Annotated in this window: 32 protein-coding genes and 1 tRNA gene; 3 read left to right on the top strand and 30 right to left on the bottom strand. The window is 66.5% G+C overall.

Going from position 1 to position 22,523, the window contains the following annotated elements; genetic code table 11:
- Positions 1-121 precede the first annotated feature (121 nt).
- The 3 genes from HUG12_RS14310 to HUG12_RS14300 are packed head-to-tail and all read right to left on the bottom strand — an operon-like array spanning position 122 to position 4,989.
- Positions 122-3,022: a carbohydrate-binding protein gene (locus HUG12_RS14310; protein WP_179269422.1), complete on the bottom strand. Its 2,901-nt coding sequence runs from the start codon at positions 3,020-3,022 to the stop codon at positions 122-124.
- A complete protein-coding gene (locus tag HUG12_RS14305) occupies positions 3,019-3,876 on the bottom strand; it encodes a hypothetical protein (protein WP_179269421.1) in 858 nt (285 codons plus the stop codon). The genes HUG12_RS14310 and HUG12_RS14305 overlap by 4 nt, the downstream gene beginning before the upstream one ends.
- A 3-nt stretch (positions 3,877-3,879) precedes the next feature.
- Entirely contained in the window at positions 3,880-4,989 is a 1,110-nt protein-coding gene (locus tag HUG12_RS14300) for a hypothetical protein (protein WP_179269420.1), read from the bottom strand.
- A 42-nt stretch (positions 4,990-5,031) separates the two neighbouring features.
- Here HUG12_RS14300 and HUG12_RS14295 point away from each other — a divergent pair, with 42 nt between their 5' ends.
- Positions 5,032-5,355 (top strand): hypothetical protein, encoded by a 324-nt coding sequence (locus tag HUG12_RS14295; RefSeq protein ID WP_179269419.1) that lies wholly within the window; start codon positions 5,032-5,034, stop codon positions 5,353-5,355.
- Positions 5,356-5,489: 134 nt separating this feature from the next.
- Here the strand turns inward: HUG12_RS14295 and HUG12_RS14290 are convergent, their stop codons facing one another.
- The 27 genes from HUG12_RS14290 to HUG12_RS14160 all read right to left on the bottom strand — a co-directional run bounded on the left by HUG12_RS14290 (position 5,490) and on the right by HUG12_RS14160 (position 21,708).
- The gene (locus HUG12_RS14290; protein WP_179269418.1) at positions 5,490-5,993 is read right to left on the bottom strand and encodes a hypothetical protein; all 504 of its coding nucleotides are present in this window, start codon (positions 5,991-5,993) and stop codon (positions 5,490-5,492) included.
- Between the two features lie 2 nt (positions 5,994-5,995).
- Positions 5,996-6,457, bottom strand: coding sequence for a hypothetical protein (locus tag HUG12_RS14285; protein WP_179269417.1), 462 nt, complete (start codon positions 6,455-6,457; stop codon positions 5,996-5,998).
- Positions 6,458-6,488: 31 nt separating this feature from the next.
- Entirely contained in the window at positions 6,489-6,956 is a 468-nt protein-coding gene (locus tag HUG12_RS14280) for a hypothetical protein (protein WP_179269416.1), read from the bottom strand.
- A complete protein-coding gene (locus HUG12_RS14275) occupies positions 6,953-7,192 on the bottom strand; it encodes a hypothetical protein (protein WP_179269415.1) in 240 nt (79 codons plus the stop codon). Before HUG12_RS14275 ends, HUG12_RS14280 begins: the two co-directional genes overlap by 4 nt.
- Complete coding sequence (locus tag HUG12_RS14270) at positions 7,189-7,632, bottom strand: hypothetical protein (protein WP_179269414.1); 444 nt, start codon at positions 7,630-7,632, stop codon at positions 7,189-7,191. The genes HUG12_RS14275 and HUG12_RS14270 overlap by 4 nt, the downstream gene beginning before the upstream one ends.
- Before the next feature lie 7 nt (positions 7,633-7,639).
- Entirely contained in the window at positions 7,640-8,005 is a 366-nt protein-coding gene (locus tag HUG12_RS14265) for a hypothetical protein (RefSeq protein ID WP_179269413.1), read from the bottom strand.
- 98 nt (positions 8,006-8,103) lie between these two features.
- A complete protein-coding gene (locus HUG12_RS14260) occupies positions 8,104-8,322 on the bottom strand; it encodes a hypothetical protein (protein ID WP_179269412.1) in 219 nt (72 codons plus the stop codon).
- Complete coding sequence (locus tag HUG12_RS14255) at positions 8,319-8,606, bottom strand: hypothetical protein (protein ID WP_179269411.1); 288 nt, start codon at positions 8,604-8,606, stop codon at positions 8,319-8,321. Before HUG12_RS14255 ends, HUG12_RS14260 begins: the two co-directional genes overlap by 4 nt.
- 27 nt (positions 8,607-8,633) lie before the next feature.
- Positions 8,634-9,815 (bottom strand): phage major capsid protein, encoded by a 1,182-nt coding sequence (locus HUG12_RS14250; RefSeq protein WP_179269410.1) that lies wholly within the window; start codon positions 9,813-9,815, stop codon positions 8,634-8,636.
- Position 9,816: 1 nt separating this feature from the next.
- Positions 9,817-10,203, bottom strand: a complete 387-nt coding sequence (locus HUG12_RS14245; RefSeq protein WP_179269409.1) for a hypothetical protein — start codon at positions 10,201-10,203, stop codon at positions 9,817-9,819.
- 6 nt (positions 10,204-10,209) lie between these two features.
- Positions 10,210-11,421 (bottom strand): hypothetical protein, encoded by a 1,212-nt coding sequence (locus HUG12_RS14240; RefSeq protein WP_179269408.1) that lies wholly within the window; start codon positions 11,419-11,421, stop codon positions 10,210-10,212.
- A gap of 78 nt (positions 11,422-11,499) precedes the next feature.
- Complete coding sequence (locus tag HUG12_RS14235; protein ID WP_179269407.1) at positions 11,500-13,389, bottom strand: hypothetical protein; 1,890 nt, start codon at positions 13,387-13,389, stop codon at positions 11,500-11,502.
- A complete protein-coding gene (locus HUG12_RS14230) occupies positions 13,386-13,676 on the bottom strand; it encodes a hypothetical protein (RefSeq protein ID WP_179269406.1) in 291 nt (96 codons plus the stop codon). Before HUG12_RS14230 ends, HUG12_RS14235 begins: the two co-directional genes overlap by 4 nt.
- The gene (locus HUG12_RS14225; RefSeq protein WP_179269405.1) at positions 13,676-15,004 is read right to left on the bottom strand and encodes a hypothetical protein; all 1,329 of its coding nucleotides are present in this window, start codon (positions 15,002-15,004) and stop codon (positions 13,676-13,678) included. Before HUG12_RS14225 ends, HUG12_RS14230 begins: the two co-directional genes overlap by 1 nt.
- Positions 15,005-15,007: 3 nt before the next feature.
- Positions 15,008-15,535: a transposase gene (locus tag HUG12_RS14220; protein ID WP_179269404.1), complete on the bottom strand. Its 528-nt coding sequence runs from the start codon at positions 15,533-15,535 to the stop codon at positions 15,008-15,010.
- Between the two features lie 3 nt (positions 15,536-15,538).
- Entirely contained in the window at positions 15,539-15,691 is a 153-nt protein-coding gene (locus tag HUG12_RS14215) for a hypothetical protein (protein ID WP_179269403.1), read from the bottom strand.
- The gene (locus tag HUG12_RS14210) at positions 15,691-15,906 is read right to left on the bottom strand and encodes a hypothetical protein (RefSeq protein WP_179269402.1); all 216 of its coding nucleotides are present in this window, start codon (positions 15,904-15,906) and stop codon (positions 15,691-15,693) included. Before HUG12_RS14210 ends, HUG12_RS14215 begins: the two co-directional genes overlap by 1 nt.
- Before the next feature lie 332 nt (positions 15,907-16,238).
- Complete coding sequence (locus HUG12_RS14205; RefSeq protein ID WP_179269401.1) at positions 16,239-16,409, bottom strand: hypothetical protein; 171 nt, start codon at positions 16,407-16,409, stop codon at positions 16,239-16,241.
- 106 nt (positions 16,410-16,515) lie between these two features.
- Positions 16,516-17,088 carry a hypothetical protein gene (locus HUG12_RS14200; RefSeq protein WP_179269400.1) on the bottom strand — a complete coding sequence of 191 codons (573 nt, stop codon included), beginning with the start codon at positions 17,086-17,088 and terminating at the stop codon, positions 16,516-16,518.
- Between the two features lie 148 nt (positions 17,089-17,236).
- Positions 17,237-17,470 carry a MarR family transcriptional regulator gene (locus HUG12_RS14195; protein WP_179269399.1) on the bottom strand — a complete coding sequence of 78 codons (234 nt, stop codon included), beginning with the start codon at positions 17,468-17,470 and terminating at the stop codon, positions 17,237-17,239.
- Complete coding sequence (locus HUG12_RS14190) at positions 17,467-17,784, bottom strand: hypothetical protein (protein ID WP_179269398.1); 318 nt, start codon at positions 17,782-17,784, stop codon at positions 17,467-17,469. The genes HUG12_RS14195 and HUG12_RS14190 overlap by 4 nt, the downstream gene beginning before the upstream one ends.
- Positions 17,781-18,245 carry a Holliday junction resolvase Hjc gene (hjc, locus tag HUG12_RS14185; protein WP_179269397.1) on the bottom strand — a complete coding sequence of 155 codons (465 nt, stop codon included), beginning with the start codon at positions 18,243-18,245 and terminating at the stop codon, positions 17,781-17,783. The genes HUG12_RS14190 and hjc overlap by 4 nt, the downstream gene beginning before the upstream one ends.
- Entirely contained in the window at positions 18,245-18,598 is a 354-nt protein-coding gene (locus tag HUG12_RS14180) for a hypothetical protein (RefSeq protein ID WP_179269396.1), read from the bottom strand. The genes hjc and HUG12_RS14180 overlap by 1 nt, the downstream gene beginning before the upstream one ends.
- 3 nt (positions 18,599-18,601) lie before the next feature.
- Entirely contained in the window at positions 18,602-18,817 is a 216-nt protein-coding gene (locus HUG12_RS14175) for a hypothetical protein (protein ID WP_179269395.1), read from the bottom strand.
- Positions 18,818-18,819: 2 nt separating this feature from the next.
- On the bottom strand, positions 18,820-20,925 hold the full coding sequence (locus tag HUG12_RS14170) for a minichromosome maintenance protein MCM (protein WP_179269394.1): 2,106 nt from the start codon (positions 20,923-20,925) through the stop codon (positions 18,820-18,822).
- A 176-nt stretch (positions 20,926-21,101) separates the two neighbouring features.
- Positions 21,102-21,569: a hypothetical protein gene (locus tag HUG12_RS14165; protein WP_179269393.1), complete on the bottom strand. Its 468-nt coding sequence runs from the start codon at positions 21,567-21,569 to the stop codon at positions 21,102-21,104.
- Positions 21,562-21,708, bottom strand: a complete 147-nt coding sequence (locus HUG12_RS14160; protein ID WP_179269392.1) for a hypothetical protein — start codon at positions 21,706-21,708, stop codon at positions 21,562-21,564. The genes HUG12_RS14165 and HUG12_RS14160 overlap by 8 nt, the downstream gene beginning before the upstream one ends.
- A 147-nt stretch (positions 21,709-21,855) precedes the next feature.
- Between HUG12_RS14160 and HUG12_RS14155 the strand changes: the two genes are divergently transcribed.
- Positions 21,856-22,158, top strand: coding sequence for a Sec-independent protein translocase subunit TatA/TatB (locus HUG12_RS14155; protein ID WP_179269391.1), 303 nt, complete (start codon positions 21,856-21,858; stop codon positions 22,156-22,158).
- Positions 22,159-22,212: 54 nt separating this feature from the next.
- A tRNA-Arg gene (locus HUG12_RS14150) sits at positions 22,213-22,285 on the top strand.
- The last annotated feature ends 238 nt before the right edge of the window (positions 22,286-22,523 follow it).

The following is a 22,523-nucleotide window of genomic DNA, read 5'->3' as shown; positions in this document are numbered from 1 at the left end:
CGAGGAGAGCCACAGCAGGGAGTGCCTGGGCGAAAGCTCGGCGAGAGGGTGGCATACAAGCAACCCCTCAGCAGCCAGTAATAATGCTTGGGCCATGCGCCTGTGCATCATGCCCACCCGGTCAGTCGTTCTGCCAGGTGACGGTCTCGCTGGACTCGACCCGTTGTCCTGATCCAACCGTGAATTCGGCCATGACCGACCGCGTGAGCGCCGTGTCATCAGCAGCCAACTGACCCGCCTCGCGGATGGTCTCGCCGACGATCTCGCCAGGGCCGACGATCGACCGGACGGACGCGGAGTTCGTGCTCTCCGGCGTGATCGCGTCCGGATTCGCGAACAGGTCGAACCAGTCGACCGCCTGCCCGTTGAACCCTTCCTGGGGCGTGGCGTCGGACCTCGTGCCGTAGCGCCCGATTCCGATGCGGACGTTGACGTCGGTCTGCGCCCCGGCAAACGTCTCACTCGCTGTGTCGCTATTCTCCGTCTTGAGGTACCCCTCGCCGTCAGGGTCGTTCGCGAGTTCGATGTACTGCTCGCCGCTGGTGTCGTTCCAGTCGGATTCGACGGACGCCTCGGTGACGTCTCGCCGCGTGCTTGCCGTCTCGAACTCGGTCTCTTGGAGTTCGGGGTAGAGTTCCGGCCCGTCGAGATAGCCACTGGACCCGCCGTTGTCGTCGTCGAAGGTGTAGCTATAGCGGTTATCGCCGATTGAGACGACGTCGAAGTAGAAGTTGTCCTCGTCGTTTTCCGAGACCTCCGTCACCTCGATTCGGAGCGCGTGCGTTCCGGAGTCGAGATTATCCGCAAGGGTTGGTGTGCGGGTTTGCCAGGTGAAGGTCCCCCCTGCGACGCCGACGGGGGCGAGTTCTTCGAGATTAGTCCCGGTCGCACCCCGGTCGAGATATGCCGTTATCGTCGGCGTCGCTGTGCCCGTACTCGACGTTCGTACTGCGACGAAGAACTCGTCTGCTGGGATGACGTAGTCGGATTCGAACTCCCACGTCGACCCCCGCCCCTCGGTGTTGATCCAGATGGTCGCCTCTCCCCCGGAGGCGCTGCTATCCGACTCGATATTGATGCCGGCGTCCCGCGTGTCGGCGTCTTCAGCCTCGAAGACGAAGTTGGATTGCAGTGCCTCGTGATCCCCCGCGGTGTTCGTCAGTGGTGTTGTCTCGTCGGCCTCACCAACGACAGCCACCCAACTCGACGCATCACTCGCACTCTGTATCAGCAGTTTATCGAGATCGCGTGTGACCACCTCATTCCCGAGGGCTGTATCACTCGTCAGTGGCGCGGTGTTATCGGACCCGTAGGCGTACTGTGTTGGGAGGCTGGGGGAGTTATCCGCGATGATGTCCCGGACTGCCTCCTGACCGGCATCGGTCAACACGCCTCTGGAGACGCTCTCATCGTTGGACACATCGAGCGCGACTGCCACCTCGTTCGTCCCGCTTAACCCCTCGCCAGCACTATCGAACACCGCCCGACAGACCATCACGCCAGCCGAGTCGAAGAGGCCGGCCTCACGGACGTCAGCCACGTCGAAGTCAGCTGCATACTCAACGCCTGTGTCACCCGACAAAGTCTCCGTGACGGCGTTCCGTGCCGTCTCGTTCGCCAGTGCATCGTTCGTCCGAGAGAGCCCGCTTGCGTCGTCACCGACGGCTATCTCAGCGATGTCGATGGGGCTACCCCGACTGCTCCACGCATCGCGAACGAGTCGGAAGCCAGCGTTCACCCACCGGTCGGACGCCGAGTCAATGCCGCCGCTGGCGTCGATCTCTCCCGTGACGTCGATAATCGCTCCGGCGGTCGTGCTCGTCACCCGGTTGTTGACGCCGTCTCGGTTTGCCTCCCGCGACTCGACGCGGTCGAGCGTATCGCTCAGCCGGACGAGCAGGTCGTCCTGGTCCCCTCGCTTCTCGACGATCGTGAGGGTGTTGCTGTCCTCGCCCCAGCGCATCTCGTTCGCCGCGATTCGGAAGTCGTCGTCGATGCCGCGCTCGTCGATCTGGATGTTGATGACGTCTCCCGGCTCGGCATCGTTCAATCCGAAGGTCGTGACCTCCCCCGTCAACGTGGTGTTTCGGTATCGGAGGTACTGCTCACCGACCGCCTGCGCGTCGGCGATGTCGGTGAGTTCTTCGCGGGTTATTTCCTCGCTTTGGGTGCCTGGCCCGGCCAGCCGGAGACTCTCCTGGAGGTCGAGTTTGGCATCTCCTGCGTCGACCGTCACCGACTCATCACCACCATCGAAGAAGACCGTCACCTCGTTGATGGCCTCGTTGCCAACCTCTGGGATGTCGTAGTCGGTCCACTGCGAGTTCGAGATGCCGCGCGGTGCAGCCTCGGCCTCTCTGGGCCGGAAGAAGAACTCGACGGCCGAGTCAACGCCGAACCCCTCGTCGCCGGACTTGAACGCTAGGCTGCGGAGGACGTCCTCGACTTTCTCTCCCCGATAGCTCTGGGTGAGCGTCTGGTTATCGACGACGTCGACGTTTGCAGCGGCGTACGCAACTGGCGTGTCAGTCGTGATGATGTCTTCGAGCGCCTCCTCGATGGTGTTCCCAGACTGGTCGTTTGAGACGCGGTTCCGCCGGAGGAACTGGTCGAAGCTGTGGACCGTGACCTCCAGCTCGTCGGCGCCGTTCCGGTCACCCTCACGGCGTTCGACGACGTATCCCGTAAACCGCCGCTCGAATCCCTCGTCAGTGAGTTCGAGCGTGCCATCGACCTCGAGCGTGCCGTCGACGAGCGCCATCTGGTACTCCTCTGTCTCGCCCGCCTCGATTGTGTAGGTCTCGCCCGACTCGACCTCGAGGAGCGCGTCGACGTCCTCCTCCTCGGCGTAGTAGATGTCAACGCGCGTCCCGTACGGGTAGGCGTCGTAGCGGTCTCCCGACTGGTCGTCGATGTAGGCGACAGCGTAGTTGCCGAAGGGATTCGCCGTGTCGGAGATCTCGACGTCGAAGAGGTTCGGCTCGTACTCACCGTTGCCGAGCTGGACCAGCCAGACGGTCATGCAGATTCCTCATGGACGCGGCGGAGGTTCACCGACGGAACAAGCGTGACGCCCTGCTCGCCACTGGAGCGGGTGTGGCGAAGTGCGTTCGACCCGTCGGGGACGACGGCGAACGAGCCCAGGCCGTAGAGGCCGTTGAAATCCAGCGTCAGCGAGTCGCGTCCCAACTTCGTTCGGAACAGGTCCGCGATGGCGGTGACGTCCGACACGGCGCCGTCGACGAACTCGAAACTGAGTTCGAACGCGTCGTGAGCCGCCTTGCGCTTGTCGCGGTAGGTCGGCAACTGCTTGGTAGAGCGACGTGTGGAACTGTTCGGCCGGCCGACGGACCGGCTGACCTCGACGCCCGTGGAGAGTTCGACGGTCGTGCTCCCGTCTGCCAGTTCGATCGGCCCCGACCCGGTCGCGGTGGGTGTGGACGCGTCCTGTGTCCCCTCGCCGAACGTGTTGCTGACCCGAGTGAGACTGAGGTCGATCTCGACGTAGTCGCGGATGCCGGGCGGGTAGGTCATGCTGGTGGCTTCGTCCTGGCCGGCCGCGGGAGCGACCTCGATGTCGCTGTCGAACTCGCTCATCGGGATGTTGAGCAGCAGCGGATCGCCCCCCGAGTAGGACTTGAGCAGGTCGGCGAGCACGATCGCGTCATCGTAGGCATTGCTGTCGTAGAACTTGACGAACAGCGTGTACTGCTCGAGGCCGCTCCACTGGTCCATCGTCCGTGGGTCCAGGACGCCCGACGAGTGGACGTCGAGTTCGGGCTTCCCGATGTCGACTGCGACGAGCGGGCTCCCGCCGCCTTCCTCGACGAGCGGGAGCGCGATGCTCGTGTCGCCGCGCTCCAGCGTCGCCTCCATGCGTTAGAGCCCCCGTCGGACGCCGCGGTCCTTCCCGTACCGGCCAGTGGCGCGGTCGACGCGCCGGCCGTCCATCTGGTTCGTGATGGTGACGTTGCGCTGGGCGCCGAACTGTCTGGCCTGGCTGGCGGCGCTCCCCGCTGCCTGTCCGGCCGCGCTGGCCCCACTCCCGATGCCCCCGACGACGTCGCCGACGGAGACGCCCGCCACGACGTTCTGGTTCAGCATCCCCTGTAGGTTCGGCATCATGGATCGGATGCCCTCGACGAGGCGCGTGATGAGCGACGCACCCCACTCGCGGGCGCTGTCGAGCAGGTCGGTGAACACGTCCCCGATGTTCGAGGCCATGCCCTGCATCCAGTCGAGCGCGTCCCCGGCGAGGCCCGCGAGAGCCGACACGGCGTCGCTGACGAATCCGGAGATGGCGGCTGCCATGTCGGCGACGAACGCGTCGGTCTTGTCACGGACACCGCGGAAGTTGGTCAGGTAGGCGGCCGCGAAGGCGACGATCGCCGCGACCGCGACGACCACCGCGGCTGCGAGCGCGCCGATCGAGGCGATGGCAGCCGCGATGATGCCGACGACGGTCCCGATTGCGCTCGCGATCGATCCGAGGATGGAGATGACGCCCGCCCCCGTCGAGGCGAACACGCCCAGCTGTGCGCCTACAGCAGCGATGACGCCGACGACCGTCGTCAGGATGGCCGCGACGGAGGCGACCACGCCGATGATCGTCCCCATGATACCCTCGGCTTCGAAGATGGCTGCCGAGAGCTGGTAGAAGAAGTCCGCGAGTGGAGTGATGACGGGCCGGAGGACCCCGTCCATCTGGAACGCCACCGCCTGGATGACGCTGACGAGACTGGCCATCAGCTCGCCGATGACGGGGACCTGCGTGAGCAGGCCCGCCGCGGCGACGGCCAGCCCAGCGACGATGGCCGACATAGCGCCGGCCCACGCCTGCGAGAAGCCCTCCATTTCCGATGCGGAGTCGCCGACGCTCCCGGCCGTCTCGTCGAACTGCCCTCCGACGCCTTCGAGGCCACTCTGGGTTTCGCCGATGCCCTCGGGCCGCATCTGTACCGCCAGTTCGTATGCTTCGCTCGTTGACATTAGTGCGGGAACGCTTATTGTGTTTTGTTTCCGACGTTAGGTATGGGCGATACAACCGCCACGTGCGAGAAGTGCCGGTCGGCGATCGATGCCGAGGCGGCTCGCTGCCCCGAATGCGGGTTCGAGCCCGGCAATCGTGGGAAACTCTCCGGTGGCATCATCACGCTCGTCTGCTATCCGGTGTTCGCGATCTCCGCGACCATCGCGCTGATTAGCGTCCTCCTCCCGTTCTCTGGGGCGGCGCTGTCGACGGCCGCATTCGGCGTCATCTTCTTCGGGGGTGTCGCTGCCGTGAGTGGGGGGTTCCTGTACAGTGTGTACAAAAAGAAGGATCGGACAGCAGCAGACCCCTCACTCAGTTCCTGAACCGCTTCGATTCCTCGTTCCGAAGTCGGGACGCCAGCCGGGCGGTGAGCATCAACTCGGTCTGACTTCGTTCCATGGCCTCCGCAGGCCAGCTCCCCGTGAGGTCACACGCCAGCGCGAGCACGAGGCCGCGCTTACTCCTCGCGAAACCCGTTGGCCGTTCCGGACCTCCGCTCCATTTCCGCCTCGATGGCGTCGAACGCCGCCTCGACGTGGGTCCCCAGGGCTTCGGGACCGTGCAGCCGGTAGACCTCGTAGAACACCTCCTTGCTGTACTTCGCCTCCACAGTCATGTCGGCAAGGACGCCCGCGGCGTCGTCCATCGCCCGCTCGATCTTCTCAAGATCGCCCGGCTGGGGGTCGTCGAGCGCGGATAGCATCGACTCGACCCGCGACATCCGATTGATCAACTCGCCGTTGATCAGCACCTCGATGGTCGCGACGTTGTCTCCAGGGAGCGTGACGGTCGTCTCGATGAGGTCGCCGCCGTGTTCCTCGCCGAGCGAGTCGAGTAGGTCCTGCTGCTCGGCTTCGAGGTCCTGGCGCGTCTGGCGTGACTCGTCGAGGAGGCGCTGCTTGCGTGCCTCCTTCTCCTCTTCGCTCAGGTTCGTGAGTTCGTCCGGCAGTTCCTGGGCCATGGTCACGCCTGCGGGGCGAAGTTGCTCACGGTCTTGCCGGTCCCCGAGAGGCTCTGGGCGATCCACTCGCCCTCCTCAGCCTCGAAGAGCGGTAGCTCTTCGAAGTAGACGTCGTCGACGGTAGCCTCGATGGTGGAGCTGCCGTCCGAACTGGTGATCGTCCCGTCGATCTGGAAGAACGCAACGTCCGAGGTGTCCTCGACGGACGTCCCGGCGCTGTCGACGCCCATCCACCACTGGGCGAACGACTCGTCGAACTTCGCGTACTCCACCTCGGTGGGGATTCTCAGTTCTCGTTTCTTGACCGCCTCCCACTCGATGGAGTCGGCGGTGAACAGTTCGATGTGTTCGGCGGATAGCATGAACGACACGCCCTGGAGCCCGGCGACGGGGACGTCAGTCGACCCGTCGGGGGCTGTGACCGTGAGGGTCATGCTGTCGCCGAAGTAGGCTTGTGCTGCCATGTGTTGTGTCTCTGTATCTGGAATCGGTCGGTTACGTGCCGGTGCTATCGTCGCGGCGGAGTTCGACGTCGACCGCGACGACGGCCTGGTCCGCCCGCCGGGCCAGCATCTCCGCTCGACGGTCGTCGACAGGCGAGGGGCGAATCGTCACCCACTCCGTGTTCTCGCGAGTGTCGTTCGCGTAGTCCTCGAGGATGGCGATGGCGTCGCTCGACACGGCGTTCGTGGCGGTCTCGTCGGGCGCCCACACGACGACCCGGACGGTCTCGGTCTGGTCGACCGTCTCGTACTCGGCGCCGAACTGCTCTCGAGACCCGTCTTCGGGGCTGTACACGTACGCCGCCGGGGCGCTCCGGTTCGACTTGGTCCGGAAGTCCGACTCCCACTGGGGTTCGATCGGGTCGGGTTTGATCCCACCGGGCCAGTCGGCCTCGGCGGTCCCTGAGAGCAGGTCGATAACCGTCTGCACGGGGTCGTCGGACGCAGAGGTGGCGCTCATTCGTACGTTTCCTCCCACGCGCTATGGGGCGCGTTGTGGCCGTCGACGGCGTGCCGCTCGGCCATGCCCTCGCCGTGTGGGACGTGGTCGCAGAACCGGCACTCGAACGTCTCGACGTCCGGCCCAGGTTCGGGCACCTCGTCGTTGAGGCGCTGGAGTTCCTGCCGGATGGCCGTGAGTTCGGCGCCGATGCCGACGAGGCACTGCACAACCTGGTCGGCCTGGTCGTCGTTCATAGTTCGCCGTCGATGTGCTCTGTGAGCCCGCGCTGTCTGAGTTCCGCGGCATTCGCCTCGAAGCCCGGCTCGACGTACGGCTGGGCCTCGGTACCCTCCTGGGCGATCGTTTCCTGGACCGCGTACGCCGCTCCCTCGTCGCCGAGGACGCGCCTGGCCCAGCCCTTCAGCGGCTCGATCGGGGGATAGTGCGGCGCGGTCCCGTCCTCGACCGGGCGGGCGTGCTCGGCCGTGTAGCCCCACACGAGCGTGTCGCCGACCCAGGTGGGCTCGACGCCCGAGCCCATGAGCCCGCCACCAGCACCGCGGTCTTTCGGGGCCTCGTCCTGTGAGACGGCGTAGCCGACGTCGGCCGCCTCACGCATCCCGCGGCGAACGCCACGCGACACCTTCTGGCCGAGGTTCGACGTCCGCCTCGTTCGGATGCTGGTCGAGAGCATGAGGGTGTCAGTAGTCGGCTCGGACGATGCCGATGGAGGCGTTCGACCGGAGCATCATCAGGCAGACGCGGCCGTACCGCGTCTCGCTGAGCGTGCTCTCGACGTTCGTCTGAAGGTGCTGGAAGTTGACGCTCCCGCCCGTCTGGGACTGCGACTGGGCTTCGCCGCCCTCCGCGATCTCCCAGAGGTGCGCGCCGAGGTACGCCTCGAAGTCGTCGGGGTTGCCCTCGAGCTCGGACTGACGCGTCACCCGCCCGCCGAATACGGTCGTCCGGATGCGGCCGGCCATATCGGCGAGTTCCTGCTTCTTGTCAGTGCTGAGCGCCGGCTCCTGCTCGCCGTAGACGGCCTGGATGTCGTCGACCTCAACCATGAGTTGTGAACCCCTGCTCGCCGTGCCTGGGGCAGACGAGCGTGCCGAAGTTCTCGGCGTCGGTTCGCATGGTCCGGCAGCCACACGAGAGTGTCACCTCAGTCATGGTACTGACACGGGCGGTCTCTCCCGCACACCTCGCCGTTGTCCATGACGGTCTGGCACTGGTCCGGTCCGTCATCGAGGTCGTAGCGTTCGTAGCACTCGCGACACTCGTAGCCGTTCGGCGGGCTCACCAGCACGAGTTGTGCGTCACAGCACGGCGAGCGGTCGTCGCGTTCGAGGTTGTGGACCGTCGTCGGGAGGACGTCAGTCATGCGCGGTCCTCCTCGGCGTCGCCGATGTCCTGGTTCTCGCGGGCGTCACGCCGCCGATCGCCGCCCGAACTCCGATTGACCCGGCGGAGTGGCTTGTCGTAGCGCCACGTCTCCGGGTGCTTCCGGCCCGTCGGCTTCCGGGCGGGGTCGTCCAGGTCCCAGCGTTCGATCTCTCGGTCGGACCACTCGTCGAGGCCGGTTGTGGTTCGCTTCGCCTGTTCGGCCTTCCGGTGCCACCGCTCGTCGAGGGATCTGGTCCCCTTCGTCGACCGTGGGAATTTCATGGATGGTCTCCGGCCTCGGTAGGCCGCTTAATATTCGACGGTTGCTGCAGCGTCGGTCTGTGCGTAGTCCGCGTCGACCCACGCCCGGGCGTTGACGCCCTGGAGGTCCCGGATGGGGTCCTCGTAGTCCTTGATCTCGATGTCCTGTTCGATGACCAGCCACATGTGCTCCTGCTGGTAGACGACCGCACCGTAGTCGCCGTCGGTGTCGTAACTCCACGAGTTCGTACTGGAGTCGTAGGCCGACCCGGTCATCGGCAGGTGGTCGATGCCCATGACCCGAGCCAGTTCGCGCTCGCGTAGCTCGGCGTCCTGGCCAGCGCGGTTGACCTCGACGAGATTGGAGTCGTCGAAGAGCACGCCCCGGAACTCGGGGTGGGACACGAACGTGTCCGGCATGAAGTCCTGCTTGTCGACCTCGGTGACGCCACCGTTCAGCGCGGGGACGCCCTGATCGGAGCCCGCCGTGTCGTGGTTCTGGTTGGCGCCGTCGACGAGTTCGTTCAGCCAGATGCGGTTCATGTCGTTTTCGGTGACGCGGCCGAGACGCTGCACCTCCCGCTCGATGATGTCGATCCGGGCGTGGCGCGTCATCTCGTCGGTGATCCTGGCCCCCCGGCCGACCTTCTTGCAGTCCCAGCTGACCGTCGAGGGGTCTTCGCTGTCGTCCCGGATGGCACCACCCTCGGCGATGCCGCCAGACCCACTCTCGTAGTTGTACTCGTCGTCCTCTCCGACCGTGATCGTCCCCTCCGTGGTGTCGGCGTTGAAGATGAACGAGCCGTTGCGGGCCATCTGCCGCTGGCGCGCGCCCTCGGCGACGACGTCAGCGAGCTGGTCGCGGAAGAGGACGTCCACCTCCTCGGGCGTCGAGGTCGCAAACAGCATGTGCTGGATGGACCGGTCGACGTGTGCCTCGTGGAGTTCGTGGTCGACCTCCTCGAGTTCGTCGTCGGCGTAGTCCGAGAGCATGTGGTGCTCTTCGGACCCCTCCTCGACGATGGCCGTCCGGGTCGCCTCCTGCTCCGGGCTGTAGCCCGGGTTGGCCTGGAGGAAGCGGTACTCCGAGGGCTTGGTGGGCCACGCCTTCGCGACGTCCTGCCGGCTGACGCCGGTTCCCGAAAGGTTGGCCAGGAGAAGGCCCTTGAACCGCCAGTTCCCCGTCTGTCCGTGCTGCCGCAGCTTCCGTTGTGCGTCGAGTCTCGTCATGTCAGTTCACCTCTCCGCCGAGCGTGATCATCACTTCACACGTCCCGTCGGCGGTGCCGGTGAGGGCTTCGCCGAGGATCTCATCGCCAGTGCCGTCGGCGGTCGTGACCTGCCCGGCGTCGCCCGTCGAGCCGTGGCCAGTCACGAAGTCGCCGGCGCTCACGCCGGTCGAGTTCACCTCGACCTTCGCGCCGGTCGTCGCCACCGCCACCGCGTCGCCGCTCACGGCGTCGTACATCGCGACGCCGTAGCCGGCCACGCCGTCGGAGGCGACGGCTTCCACCTGGTTGTCTCCGGTCAGTTCCACCTGGTCTCGAGCGCTGATGGACCCGTTGGCGACGAGGTCGCCATCGAGGTTTTCGAGCCCACCAACGAACACGTCACTCATTGGTTGTCACCTTGTGAACGCGGGTTTCTGGGTCGCGTTCGGCCCCATCTCGACGAGGTACTTCTCGTCGCTGTCCGTCACTTCCGCCCCGCCGACGTCGGCGAGACTGGTCGACTCCTCCGGTTCGTCTTCGATGTCCGAGAGCCGGGACTCGAGGTCTGCAACTGCCTCCGCGTCGGCCATGTCGTCGATCGACTCGGCCAGCGTGGACAGCGACTCGGACATCTCGGCGAGGTCGACGTCGTCCTGCTGGAGCGCCTCGGTCGCCTCTGCGAGCGCTTCGATGCGCTCCGCGTTGGTCTGCACCTGTTCCGCGACGTCGTCGACGCGGCCGGCGACCTCCTCGAGGTTGATGTCGACGTCTTCGTCGTCATCCTCCTCCTCGGTACCGTCCTCGCCACCGTCGCCGTCTTCTCCGTCCTCGGATTCGGACTCGTTGTCCTCCTCCTCGCCGTCTTCGTCCTGTAGTTCGAGCGCGTCCATCAGGGCCTGCACGTCATCGTCGTCGACGTCGTCGTCGAGGTCGATGCCGTGCTCGGCCAGGAGCGCGATCTGTTCGTCTCTGGTCATGGCTGTCTGGTCATGGTCTTGGAGTGTCAGCAACGCCGGGTCGTCCGTCCCGGCCAGCGCGACGGCTCGCTCCTGGGTCTGCTCGGCGAACGCAGCGTCCTTCGATCCGGGGCCGGGCGAGACGCCCAGCCCCACGAGACCGAGGCCGTTGAACGTCCCCTCGACGAGTTCGTGCGTTCCGTACTCCTCGTTGAAGCGGTACTCGTCTCCACGAAGCTCGACGCTCGGGCCTTGCAGCCCCTCGCGACCGTCGGTTTCGAGGGCGTTCTGGAGGGCGTCGTCGGCGAACTGACTCGCCGCGTTGTCCATGTGGAGGACGATATCGCCGTACAGGCCGCCCTCCTCATCGACGAAGACGGTGTCCGTGTCAACGTCGCCGACGTCGGTCACTTCGTTGTCCCGCTCGTGGAACAGGTTGACCGTCGACGCCTCCCAGTTGTCAGCCGAGTTCTCGATGCCCTCGGGCGAGTAGTAGATGTGCCGGCCGCTGCCGGCGTCTCCCCACACGCCCGGTGCGAGCATGAGGATGTTTCGGTACCGGACCGTGCCGCCGTCCTGCTCGACGCGCTCGATGCGGCCGGGATCCTGGACGTCGGCGAGGTCGTGGACCGTCGCGATGTCTCTCAGTTCGTCGTCTGGTGCGTCCATTCGTGAAGTCAGTCCCGCCGTCGCCCAAGCCACCACCCCGCCCGTTTTGACCGTGGCCGGCGTCGCCAGATTCCGTCGCTATACGTCTCGGACGTACGTATGCCGACACTGGATGTGCGGCGTCCACTTCCGCGGGTCGTGACCCTCCTCGCGGGCCACCTCCTCGACGAGGGACTCGAGTTCCGACAGCGAGAGTCCCTCTTCGGGGGTTTGATCCTTGATCGCCTCGCACGTCTCGGTCGTCCGGTGGTCGTCCGGCCCCGCCCACCGGAAGCGGAGGTCCTCGAAGTCGTCGCGCTCTCGGTAGCCGATCTCCCGGGCGTCGTTGACGACGGCCTGCGTCTCCGTCCGGGCGATCCGCTCCGCCTCGTGCTCGGCGAGGTCGGGCTCTATCTCCAAGATGCGGTCCTGGAGTTCGGCGATGGACCACCCGTCCTCGGTGAGTGTCTCCACGAACTCCATCCGGAGGTCCATCAGATCGTCGACGCCGTCGAAGTCAGGGAAAAGTGCGCCGCCGAGGATGGCCTCGCGGAGGCGTTCCTGCACGAACTGGGGGACCTCCGCATCACTGAACGCCAGTAGGCGCTGGTCCGTCTCGTCGGTCCACAGCTTCTCCTCGTAGAGCTGCATCCACACGTCCTCGTCGGTGTCGGCCAGCGCGTGCTCTGAGAAGAAGTCGAGGCCGTTGCCGTCCTCGCCACCGGACTCGCCCGGCGCGTCGTACGACTCACCGATGTCGTCATCGTCGTGGGGCGGGAAGTCGAACAGTTCGCGCCGTTCGTTCGACGTCAGGTCGTCGCCGATGGCGCGCGTGACCGTCTGCAACTCCTCGACGTCCGTGATGGGGTCGTTGAACGTGTACTCGATCTGCGTGTCGGCGTCGAACGGGCTGTACTCCTCGAGGAGCGGCCGGCCCACCTGCTGGACCAGCTGGTCGCCGAGCAGGCGCTGGTGCGAGCGCGCGCCCAGGAGGAACAACTGCCGCCGGAGCTTCGCGGGGAAGCCCGTCCCGAGGCCGTCACCCCCACCGATCTGCGTGAGTTCGACGGGGAGCATGAACGCGATCGCCAGCTTCGAGAGGTCGTGTTCGGTGATGCCCTCGAACTCGAAGCTCTCGGCCTCGATGACGTCGATGTCGACGTCCTGGCCAGTCACCCACTTCGTGAGTTCGTGGATGTTGTCGAACTGCGGGCGAGCGCGTCGGAGTTCGTTGTCGTCGATGACGGCGCCGCCCTCCCGCCCCAGCTTGACGTGGAACTTGGGGAAGCCCTGCATCTGGACGGCGTTCTTGATGGCGCGCTGGTTGTCGCGGTAGGCCTCCGCCTCGTCCATGCTCCGGCCGAGGAGCGACATGCCGACGCGGTCCCGGCCGCTCGCCTTCATCGTCTTGAAGTGGACGATGTCGTCCGGGTCGAACGTCTGAGTGTGTTTTCCGCCGTGCTCGGTGATCTCCTGCTCCCACTGGTCGATCTCCCCCTTCCGGTTTCGCTGGGGGACGGTCGTCCACGGCTCGATCAGTTCGATATGAGAGAAGTCACCGCCGGTCGTCTCGATCGGCTCGCCCAGTGCGTAGCCGAAGAAGTACGTGTCGAGGCCGATGTCGTAGGTCAGGTTATCCCGGTCGTTGAGTTGGTCGTTGAGCCAGTCTGCGACCTCGTCGTCTTCGGAGGTGAACTTCCCGCCCGGGCCGAACACCATCAGCGCCCGCGCCTCGAGGAGCGTCGCGACGATGCCGCCGTCCCGTCGAACCTTGTGGTACTCCTTGAGTTGCTTCCGCTTCGCGCGGCGGTCCTGCCAGCGATCCTCGCTGGCGTCGCCGCCACCGTCGACCCAGCTCTGGGGCGTCTCGACGGCCGCCTGGAGCCTGGCGGTCTTCGCGTCCGCCCAGGCGCCGGCGAGGCGTCTCGTCGTCGAGGCTGCGCTACGGAGTCGGTGGAAGCGTCGTGTGTCGGTATCGTCCTGACTCATTTGGAGTTGAACACCTCACAGAGTTGCGTGGCGCCCCGGCTGGGTGGCTCGGGGTCCGGGACGCCGGGGTCGTCGCGGTAGCGGTCGGGCGCGTCGCAGGCGCCGTTGCGGCACTCCCACGAGTTGACGTACATTGCCTGCTTCGGCGCGAACGTCTCGCTGGCGTACATGAGCGCCCCGCACTCGCACGTCGGCGGGTCGGGAAGCCACGGGAGGAGCGTCCGGCCGTGCTCCTGGACGTCCTCGATGGCCTCCTTCGCCTCGGAGAAGGTGGGCAGGTCCGGCATCAGCGATCACCGTACGCGTGGCCGCTGTACGCCTCGACCGACCCGCCGAGGTTCAGCTGCCGGAGCGTCATCTCGGTCGCGTCGAGCATGTCGTCGTGGCTTCCAGTCGGGAACGAGAGCCACTCGCTCACGAACTCGTTCCATCGCGGGTCGAACTCCTGACCAGGCCCGCGGTCGTCGGGATCGTCGTGGTTGACGAGCTTGACGCGCCCGTTCGAGAACGGGACGCTGAGGTAGGTGAGGCGCTCCTCCTTCGGGCGGTCGTTCTCGATGGGGTAGGCGTCGAGCCCCGCCTTCTGGGCGTCCTGGACGAACCACACCTGCGCCTGGACCGCCTCGACGCCGACGCGCTTCGTCGGGACACCGTCCATGATGGCGGCGAGCCACCCGACGCCCTGGTCCTTCGTCATGCCGCGCGTCCGGGTGACGTCGATGAGGTACGCCTGCTGCTGGAGGCTGTCGTAGGCGACGACCGCGGCGGCCCAGAAGTCCGTGTCGTTCTCGCGGGCCTTCGACGGGTCCGCCTCGACGCCGAGGTCGGCGACGACGTGCCACGAGAGTTCGGTTTCTGGGATGTCCTCGGCGTGGACGAACTCGAGCATGTCCCGCGTGAGGAAGTCGCCGCCAGCGTCGAACTCAGCCATGATCTCCCGGTTGAACACGCGCTCAGGGAGGTCGCCGAACAGGTCATCCACCCGCTCGTCCGGGATGAACGGGTTGTCGTACGTCGTCGCCTGCCAGGAGGCGTACTCGACGTCGTCGGGGTGGTCACGCTGGCCCCGCTCGAAGCAGGCGACGAAGTGCTCGGAGTAGGCAGCCTTGCCGATGAACGCCGCCCGGCCGTCCGTGTCGAGCAGCATCGGCGCGAGGTTCGACTCCCAGATGTCGTCGTCCATGTAGCCCCGCTCGTCGATCGTCATGTCGTCGACGCCCGCGCCGTCGAGGGACTCCGGCCGGTCGTAAGAGTAGAACTCCAGCTGCGACCCGGTCACCAGGGGAATCTCGAACGGGATAGTTCGCTTCGGCTCGCCGTCGATGAGCCGGTCGGGCAGCATCTCGAGCGCCTTCTCGAAGCCGTACTTCTTCGCCTGGTTGTAGGTCGGGGCGACCCACCACGTGACGACGCCCTCGTCCCGCCCCCACCGGTAGGCGTGCGGCCGGATGGCGAAGTCGATCTGGGAGGCGAGGCCGACCGTGTTCTTGCCGAAGCGCCGCCCACCCGCCAGGGTGCGGTACTTCGCGTCGGACTCGAAGAACTGCCGCTGTTTCGGTGAGAGCTTCCAGCGGAGCGTGAGTCCGTTTCCGTTCGTGTCGGCCGTCGCTGCCATGGGCTACTGCACCTCGGGTGAGTCCTCGGAGATCTCGACGACTTCGGAGGTGACGGTGATGCCACCGGCCTGCTCGCCCCTGTCGACGTCGCCCCACGAATCGGGATAGCGCTGCTTCAGCAGCGACATGAGCGTCGCGAGGTCGCCCTGCTCTTTCGCGATCTCGATGATGGGCTGAACGTAGTGGTCCTCGCCGTAGCCCTTCGCGCGCACGATGCGGTCAAAGAAGTCCGCGAACGGGCCTTCGTCCTCGCCCTCGCCGCGGTCCATCCAGTTGTAGAACGTCGCCGGTTGGATGCCGTGCATGCGGCAGGCCGACGCGATGGACTTCCCGCTCTCGATGGCCGCCGCGATTCCCTCCTGGCGTTCCTTGGTGAGCTTCGTCTCCCGGTGGGCCGGCGGGCCGTCCGCGTCATCGTCATCAGCATGGGTCCGGCAGTAGCCTGTGTCGGCGTCCCGGCCCCAGCCGGCTGCCCGCTTGCACGGCTCTCCGGAGTGGGTGTCCTCGTAGCCGCAGACGTCGTCAGCCATGAGTTACTGGTTCGCCGGGTTCTCGGTGCAGACGGCCTCGTGGTCCTCGAGGAGGCCCATGAAGACGTCATCCCCGCAGAACTGGCAGGGTTCCATACGCTCCTCGACGGGCGGGACGTCTCGCGTCTCACCCGTGTCGGTCGTGAACTCCGGCATCACTTCCCGCCCGACGTCCCGGGGAGCATCTCCTCGACTTCGAGGTTCCAGAGGCGCCCCACGAGCAGGAACACCAGTGCCGTGAACGCGCCGTAGAAGGGGGGCGTGACGGTGGCGACGCCTTCGAGACTCATCGCCACGGTCATGAGCGACCACGTGGTGACGAGGATGATGGCGACGGCCTTCCGGCCGGGGTAGGTGTCGGTCTTCGGCATTAGGGCCCTCGCGAGGCCGAGGAGTTCGATCTGGGCACGATTCTTCGGATCGGTGGGTGTGGTCCGTGGCTCATGCATGGCTCTGACGCTGTTTCGTAGTGGTACTGCGAAGGAGCCCGTCGGGGAGTTGCGCCCCGGCGCCCGTCGCACGGCCCACGTTGTCCGTGGGGTAGCGTGCTCGGAGCGTGACTGTCGCGGGCTCAGGGGCGGCCGGCGGTGTCGTGCTCGTTGGTGTCGGAAGGTCCGAATGGGGTTAGTGCCGGCCGGTCGGGAAGCGGTACAAGGGGGGGTCCTCGCCTACTGTTCCGGCAGCAGGGTCATCGGGACGCAGGTCAGACCGCCTCGGCCTCGGAGGCGAGCGTCGGGTAGGTGATGCCGTCGACGTCCACACGGAGCCGCCAGTCCGGGCCGCCGGGGAGTGTTCCCGTGGGTTCCGCGTCGACGACGCGGCCGACCATGTCCCGATCGCCGAAGGTGAACCGGACGCGTTCGGGGATGGTCATTCCCTGACGCTCCAGTTGTCGATCCCGCAGTGGATGCATGGATCGGACGGTTCTTCTGGCTCATGTGTGCGGTGGTCGTTCGGACACACCCACGTCTTGTACTCAGTCATACCTGGATCGCGACCTCCAGCGCGGGGCGGATGGCTCCGGTGTCGATGGCAGCCTGAAACAGCTGCTCCCGGTCGAGGTGGTGGTCGAGCTTGTCCTCATGTTGGAGTGTCGCGACGGCCTCAGTGAGGAAGTAGACGGCCGTCACGAGATATCGGCGCTGGACGTCGGGATCCGCGTGGGAGTGCTGGCAGTTCCCGCAGGTACAGCCCAGCCCGGTCGCCTGCCGGCCGCGCTTGTCGCGCCACACTTCCTCGGCGTCGGGCGTTGGGTACTGGTAGCCACAGACGGCGTCGGGGTAGTCCCGTGCGTCGTCCGGCGTCTCGACCACCTTCGTCTTCCGGAAGCATGTGCGGCAGTAGCGGTGGTCCTTCGCCAGTGTTCTGAGGACGTCCCGGGCGGCCTTCTCGCGCTCGTCGTTGTCGTAGCAGTCCCACGAACAGTAGGAGCCGCGGACGGACGTGTGCTTCCCGCGGTTACCGCCACAGTAGGCGCACTCGTAGGCCCGGGCCTGCTGGCCCTGGTCGATGTACTCACGGATGTCGGCCTGGCTCAGGGCTTGAACTGACATGGGTGGAAAAGTCCCACACGCAGGGCTGTGCGGTCGCGGGCTGCTGTGAACAGCCCGGTCACGGGGTGCCTGGTTGGGGCGTCGCTTATCTCGTAGACGGCGCTCTGGTCATAAAATACCTCAGTTCGTTGCAGCATAGTGGAATCCGTCACCCCTGGATGGTGTGGAACAGGTGGGTGTAGGAGTCGGTGGGGTCGCGCCGCTTCTCGACCGTCTCCCGGCTCCGGAGTTCGCCCAGGGCGTTGTAGACGCCCGACTGCGAGAGGCCCGTCTGGGCCGCCAATTCCGCCGCGGACAGTGGCCCCGACTCGTCGAGGACGACCCAGACGAGTTTCTCCGACGCGCTGGCATCCACGACTGCCGGGGGGAGCGTGATCGTCATCGGAGTGGCCCTCCGGGGACGACGGGCTTCGGCGACTCCTCGACCAGCGCGGCGGGCGCCCAGGACACGACGGGTCGGAGCGGGTCGCCCGCGAGAGTGTCCAGCTTGACGAGGACGCCCCGGGCGACGAGGACGGTGCAACGCTTCTGGATGACGTTTCGCGTGGTGTCGACGGCGTCGGCGAGGGTCCTGGGCAGGACGCCCCCTTCCATCGGCCCCGTCTCGCCGCGCTTGTAGAGGCGCCAGCACGACTCGAACACTTGCCAGTTGGTGCAGGTCGCGCCGTTGGTCGGCGGGGGGTAGTGGCAGTTCATGCTGTCCTCCAGCGCTCGGCGTAGGACTCGACGTCCCAGCGGGTCAGGCACTCCTCGATCGGCGGGAGGTCTCCGGTGATGATGTCCTCGAGCGTGAGGGCGTCATCCCGGTCGGCCTTCCGGATGCTTCGGTTCCCGCTCGGCGTCTCGTTGGCCTGGGAGGGCGGCAGGAAGTACCACGTCGTGTCCCGGCTGAAGCGGGCTGCCAGCAGCGGTGTCGCGCCGAACTTCAGCGCCCACGACTCCAGGCCGAGGATCTCCTCACTCTTGTACGGACACGACCCGCCGGAGCGGAACTTCGCCTCCGTCGCGATCGTGACGTCGAGGTGGCGGTGGCCGGCGACGATGTCCGGGCGTGCCTCCGTGGTCTTCCCGCCCGAACCCGGGGTGCGCGTGTACGCGAAGCCCTCCGCTTTCAGGCGGTCCATCAGCTCGCGCTCGTAGTGCTCTCCTTTGCCCATCAGTCCGACACCTCCGCGACCATCCGGTTGGCCCACCCGACGACAGCCGGCCTCGGGTGCTCTCGCTCCCCTTCCCACTCGGCCACCCGGCGCAACTTCTCGACGTCGGCCAGCGAGTAGCGCCGACGGCCGGCGTGGTCCGGCCACGAGAGCAGCTCGTCGTTCTCCCGCGCGGCACGGATGGCCGACCGGACGTCGTCGAGGTCGTGGGGGCCCTCGGGCGGGGTCAGCAGGCGGGTGATGGTGGTCCGGCGGATGCCCGGAGCCTGTTCGGGTGACGTCTGCGCGTCGACGACGCGGAGCACCGCCTCGTAGACCGCCTTTCGCTCCTTCCGGGTGGTGGCTTGCGACACGGCTCAGAACACCTCCACCCGCGTCCGGTCCGTGTTCACGAGTACATCCTTCCCTTCGGGGTCCACGAGGACGCGCGCCCGTTCGACTCCCGTCTCGGGGTCCTCTTCGCGGATGCTCCCGCGGATGACGCCCGGAGTCGGTCCGTCTGCTCCGGTGGGCGTGTAGCCGCATGCCTTGCCAGCGAGGCCGACGTCGTCCGGGAGGTCCTCGCCCGTCATGGTCACACCTTCCCCAGGTAGCGAATGGTGCCGTTGCTCGGCTCGGACGCCTCGCCGTTCCGCTGCATCGTGGCCATCGTGTCGCGAATCTTGTGCTCGGGGAACTCGTCCGAGAGCGCCTCGACGACGTCGTCGCGTTCCGCCTCCGCGTTCTCCGCAGTCTCCTCCAACTCGGTGATGGTCTCCGCGACGAGTCGGATGCGGTCGCGCTGCGTCTTCGACGTGCCTGTCTCCTGGACGTCAGCGTCGAAGTTGCCGTCCTGGTCCATCCCGAAGTCGCGCATCGACTCGCCCACCGCCTCGGTGGCGATCTGGGCGTGGCGCTCGGTGATCTCCTCGGAGAACTCGAACTTCGCGGCCGCCTCGGCGATGCGGACGATACCCTCCAGCTTCCGGAACGTCAGCGGGACGGGGCTGTCCTCGTCATCGCCGTTGATGCCCCGCATGGTGGTGAAGCTCTCCTGAATGGAGTTCCGGACGGCCTCGCTCGCGAACGTGGGCTCGGGCTGCTGTTTGGCGAGCGCGATCCACTTCCGGAGGATGTCGGGGGCGACCGGCGGCGTCACCGTCTCGGCGTCGGCGTCGGCGACGTCCTCGCCGTTCTGGAGGCACTTGCCGGCGTCCCGCGAGTCGAGGATGTGCCCCGAGAGCGTGGAGTCGCGCTCCTCCTCGGGCTTGTCCTTCAACACGTAGATGAGGTCGAACCGCGAGAGCAGCGTCGACCCGAGGTCGAACTGCTCCTGAACCGGCTGGTACTCGTTGAATCGGCCGTGCTCAGGGTTGCCAGCGGCGATGACCGCCGTCCGCGTGTTCAGCCGCGTATTGATGCCAGCCTTGTTGATGTGGATGGTCTGCTTCGACATCGGCTCGAGCATCGCCGCGCGGACGTCCGCGGGCATGTCGTCGAGTTCGTCGATGCAGACCGTCCCCTTGTTCGCCTTCACGAACGCGCCCGCGTCGAGCGTCCAGTCACCATCGCCGAAGTCGTCCTGGGCGGCCGTCGCGGTCGTCCCCGCGATGGTCGCTCCTTTCCCCGACATGCCGACCGTCCGCCAGCCGAGCTCCTCGATGCGCTCGATGAGCTTCGACTTCGCCGTCCCGGGGTCGCCCAGCAGCAGCATGTGGAACTCGCCGCGGTCGGCGTCCCCGCTGGGGTACTCCACGCGCGACCCACCGACCATCGCGAGGATGCCCATCCGTTTGATCTGGTCGTAGCCGTAGATCTTCGGCGCGATCGACGCCGCGCCCAGGTCGAGCGGGTCGCCCGCCTCGCCGCCCGCCAGTTCGTGGATGCGCTCGCGGTCCTCCGGGGCGACGTCCAGGCTCGTGTGGTCCGTCTGTTCGAGCGCGATGTGGACGCCGTCCATGTACGGCTCGAACTTTCCGGTCTTCTCGCGCCCCTTCGTTTGCTGTTCGATGTGGAGGATGCCCGTGACGGTGACGCGGTCGCCCACGGTGACCTCGCCGGCGAGGTCGTCCTCGACGAACACGTCGATTTCCGTCCCCGCGCCGGAGGCGATCTCCGGCGGCGTCTGGATGCGGAACTGCTGAGCGTCGATGAACTCCGACTGGTCGTGATCAACGCGGAACGGCCCCTGCCGCTCACACCCCTGGCACTCGTGAGGCTCCTGAAACCCCGTGTCCACTTGGGGGATGTACGTCATCGTCGCGCAGCGCTCGCACTCGAATGCCGCCTCGACGACCTTGCTGTACTCGTCGGTCGCCCGGGAGATCTCCCCCGTGATGGCTCGGTAGGTGCCCGCCTCGTCCGTGGGGGAGAACTCCCCCGGGTAGTACGTCCGGTCGGCGGGGAGGTTGTGGACGCGTACGCGGGCGTCCGACATGGTGACGTCCGCCGGGAGGTCGTACTGGCGGAGCGCCTCGTTCAGCTGGCGAAGGACCGTGTCGGGCTGGTCGAGCAGCGTGACGCGGCCGTCCTCGGCGAAGTCGTGGTCGAATGCGTAGAGGTCGGTGTAGTCGACCTCCAGCGCCGTCTGTTCCTTCGGGTATCGCTGGGCGAGGCGTGCCACCTCGTCCGCGTAGCGTTCACGGAGGAACCGGATGAGCTCCTCCGTCTCGTCTCGTGCCGCCTGGGTTGTCGTTGACATCGTGTCGGTCTTTTCGCCGCGAATAAACGCGACCGGAGCCGTCCAAGCCGCCACACAAGGCGTGCGGCGGCGTCCTGGTCGGTGTACCCGCGACTGTCCGCATCTTGCTTACAGGAACTACACAACCGAGTTTTCAGACGAGTACAACGGCGGTGGGATTCCGCGGACGAATCGGGTCATGCTGAACGACCCTCCGACGAACTCTCTTTATTCGCGGAATAAACGACGCCGAGCTTCGCCTCGTCGGCGTCGACCGCGAGGTGCTCGTTCCCCTGCGAGGGCGTCTGGTGGTCGAATCCGCGCGCCTCGGCGGCCCACTTCATGAGGTCGTAGCAGTGCATCGGGCTCGGCTCGCCCTCGAAGACGTCCCAGCGGATGTCGTTGTAGTCGAGGGCGGCCCGCCCGTTCGAGCCGGTCGCACGCTGGAAGGCGCGGTTGCGGACGCGCCCGATCTTCTCGTCACGGGTGAGTGCGTCGTACTCGCGGCCCTCGTCGAGGTCGCCGTACTTCAGCCGGAGCGCTGTTACCTCGTTCTCCAACTCCTCGACGCGGTCTTCGATGGCGGCTGTCTCGTTCGCGACGGCGAGCGCTCGCTGGGCGACCTGGAGGGCGTCCTCCGGGCGGACGTCCGACTCTTCAGACATCGCGAACCACCTCGTGATCGCCGGCACAGTCGTCGCACACCGTCCGGTGCCCGTGTTCGGGGTGGTCGATAACGACGTCTGCGGGATCGCGGCAGCCGAGCGCGGAGCACCACGGTCCCTCGAGGACGGCGGTGCTCATGCGGCCACCTCCTGGTCGGTAATCTTACAGTGGCCGGGTCCGACTGACGGCCTGTTACTGCCGATCTCGGTGGCGAGGGGGGCGATTACTGCCCGGCTGATTTCTCCAAAAAGCCTATAATCGCCACCGGGTTAGGCGAACGTAGAGATGCTCACCACAGCACCCCTGTTCGGTGCGATCCCGGGCGGGCCGGAGATGCTCATCATCCTCCTCGTGCTCGTCCTGCTGTTCGGCGCGAACAAGATCCCCAAGCTCGCCCGGTCGACCGGGCAGGCGATGGGCGAGTTCAAGAAGGGTCGCGAGGAGATCGAGGACGAACTCCAGGAGATGAAAGGCGAGACGGACACGACGGGCGAGACGGACACGACGGGCGAGACGAGCGCCGACGGCGCCTCGGAGCCCGAACCGGAGATCGGCGCGGACGCAGACGCCGAGACCGAGACGAACTGAGACGCCGGCCCGCTCCCGCACCGTTTTTCTACCGGCCACCCGCACCTACGAGCGGGGCGTGTGGCCAAGCGGACACGGCGAGAGGTTCCTAACCTCTAGATCGCGGGTTCGAATCCCGTCACGCCCGTAGCGGTCGAACGGCAGCGAGACCCGGAGCGACGAGCGAACCGGCCCGCGACGAGACCCGGCAGGCGACCCGTTCCAGTTCCGGACGTGACTACCCGGACGGCCTACGCCGACCGGGAGGTCGTCGGTAGGAGGCGCTTACGATCGATCACGGGCGTCCCCGACCGCCCACCGTTCGTTTGAGCGGACTTACGGCTCGATTCCGGATCCATAACAATCCGACTCGGCGTGGAAGCACC

The organism is Halorarum salinum (assembly GCF_013402875.1).
GTDB classification, from domain to species: Archaea; Halobacteriota; Halobacteria; order Halobacteriales; family Haloferacaceae; genus Halorarum; species Halorarum salinum.
The sequence above is the reverse complement of the archived record's forward strand: the minus strand, read 5'-3'. Positions and strand labels throughout refer to the sequence as shown.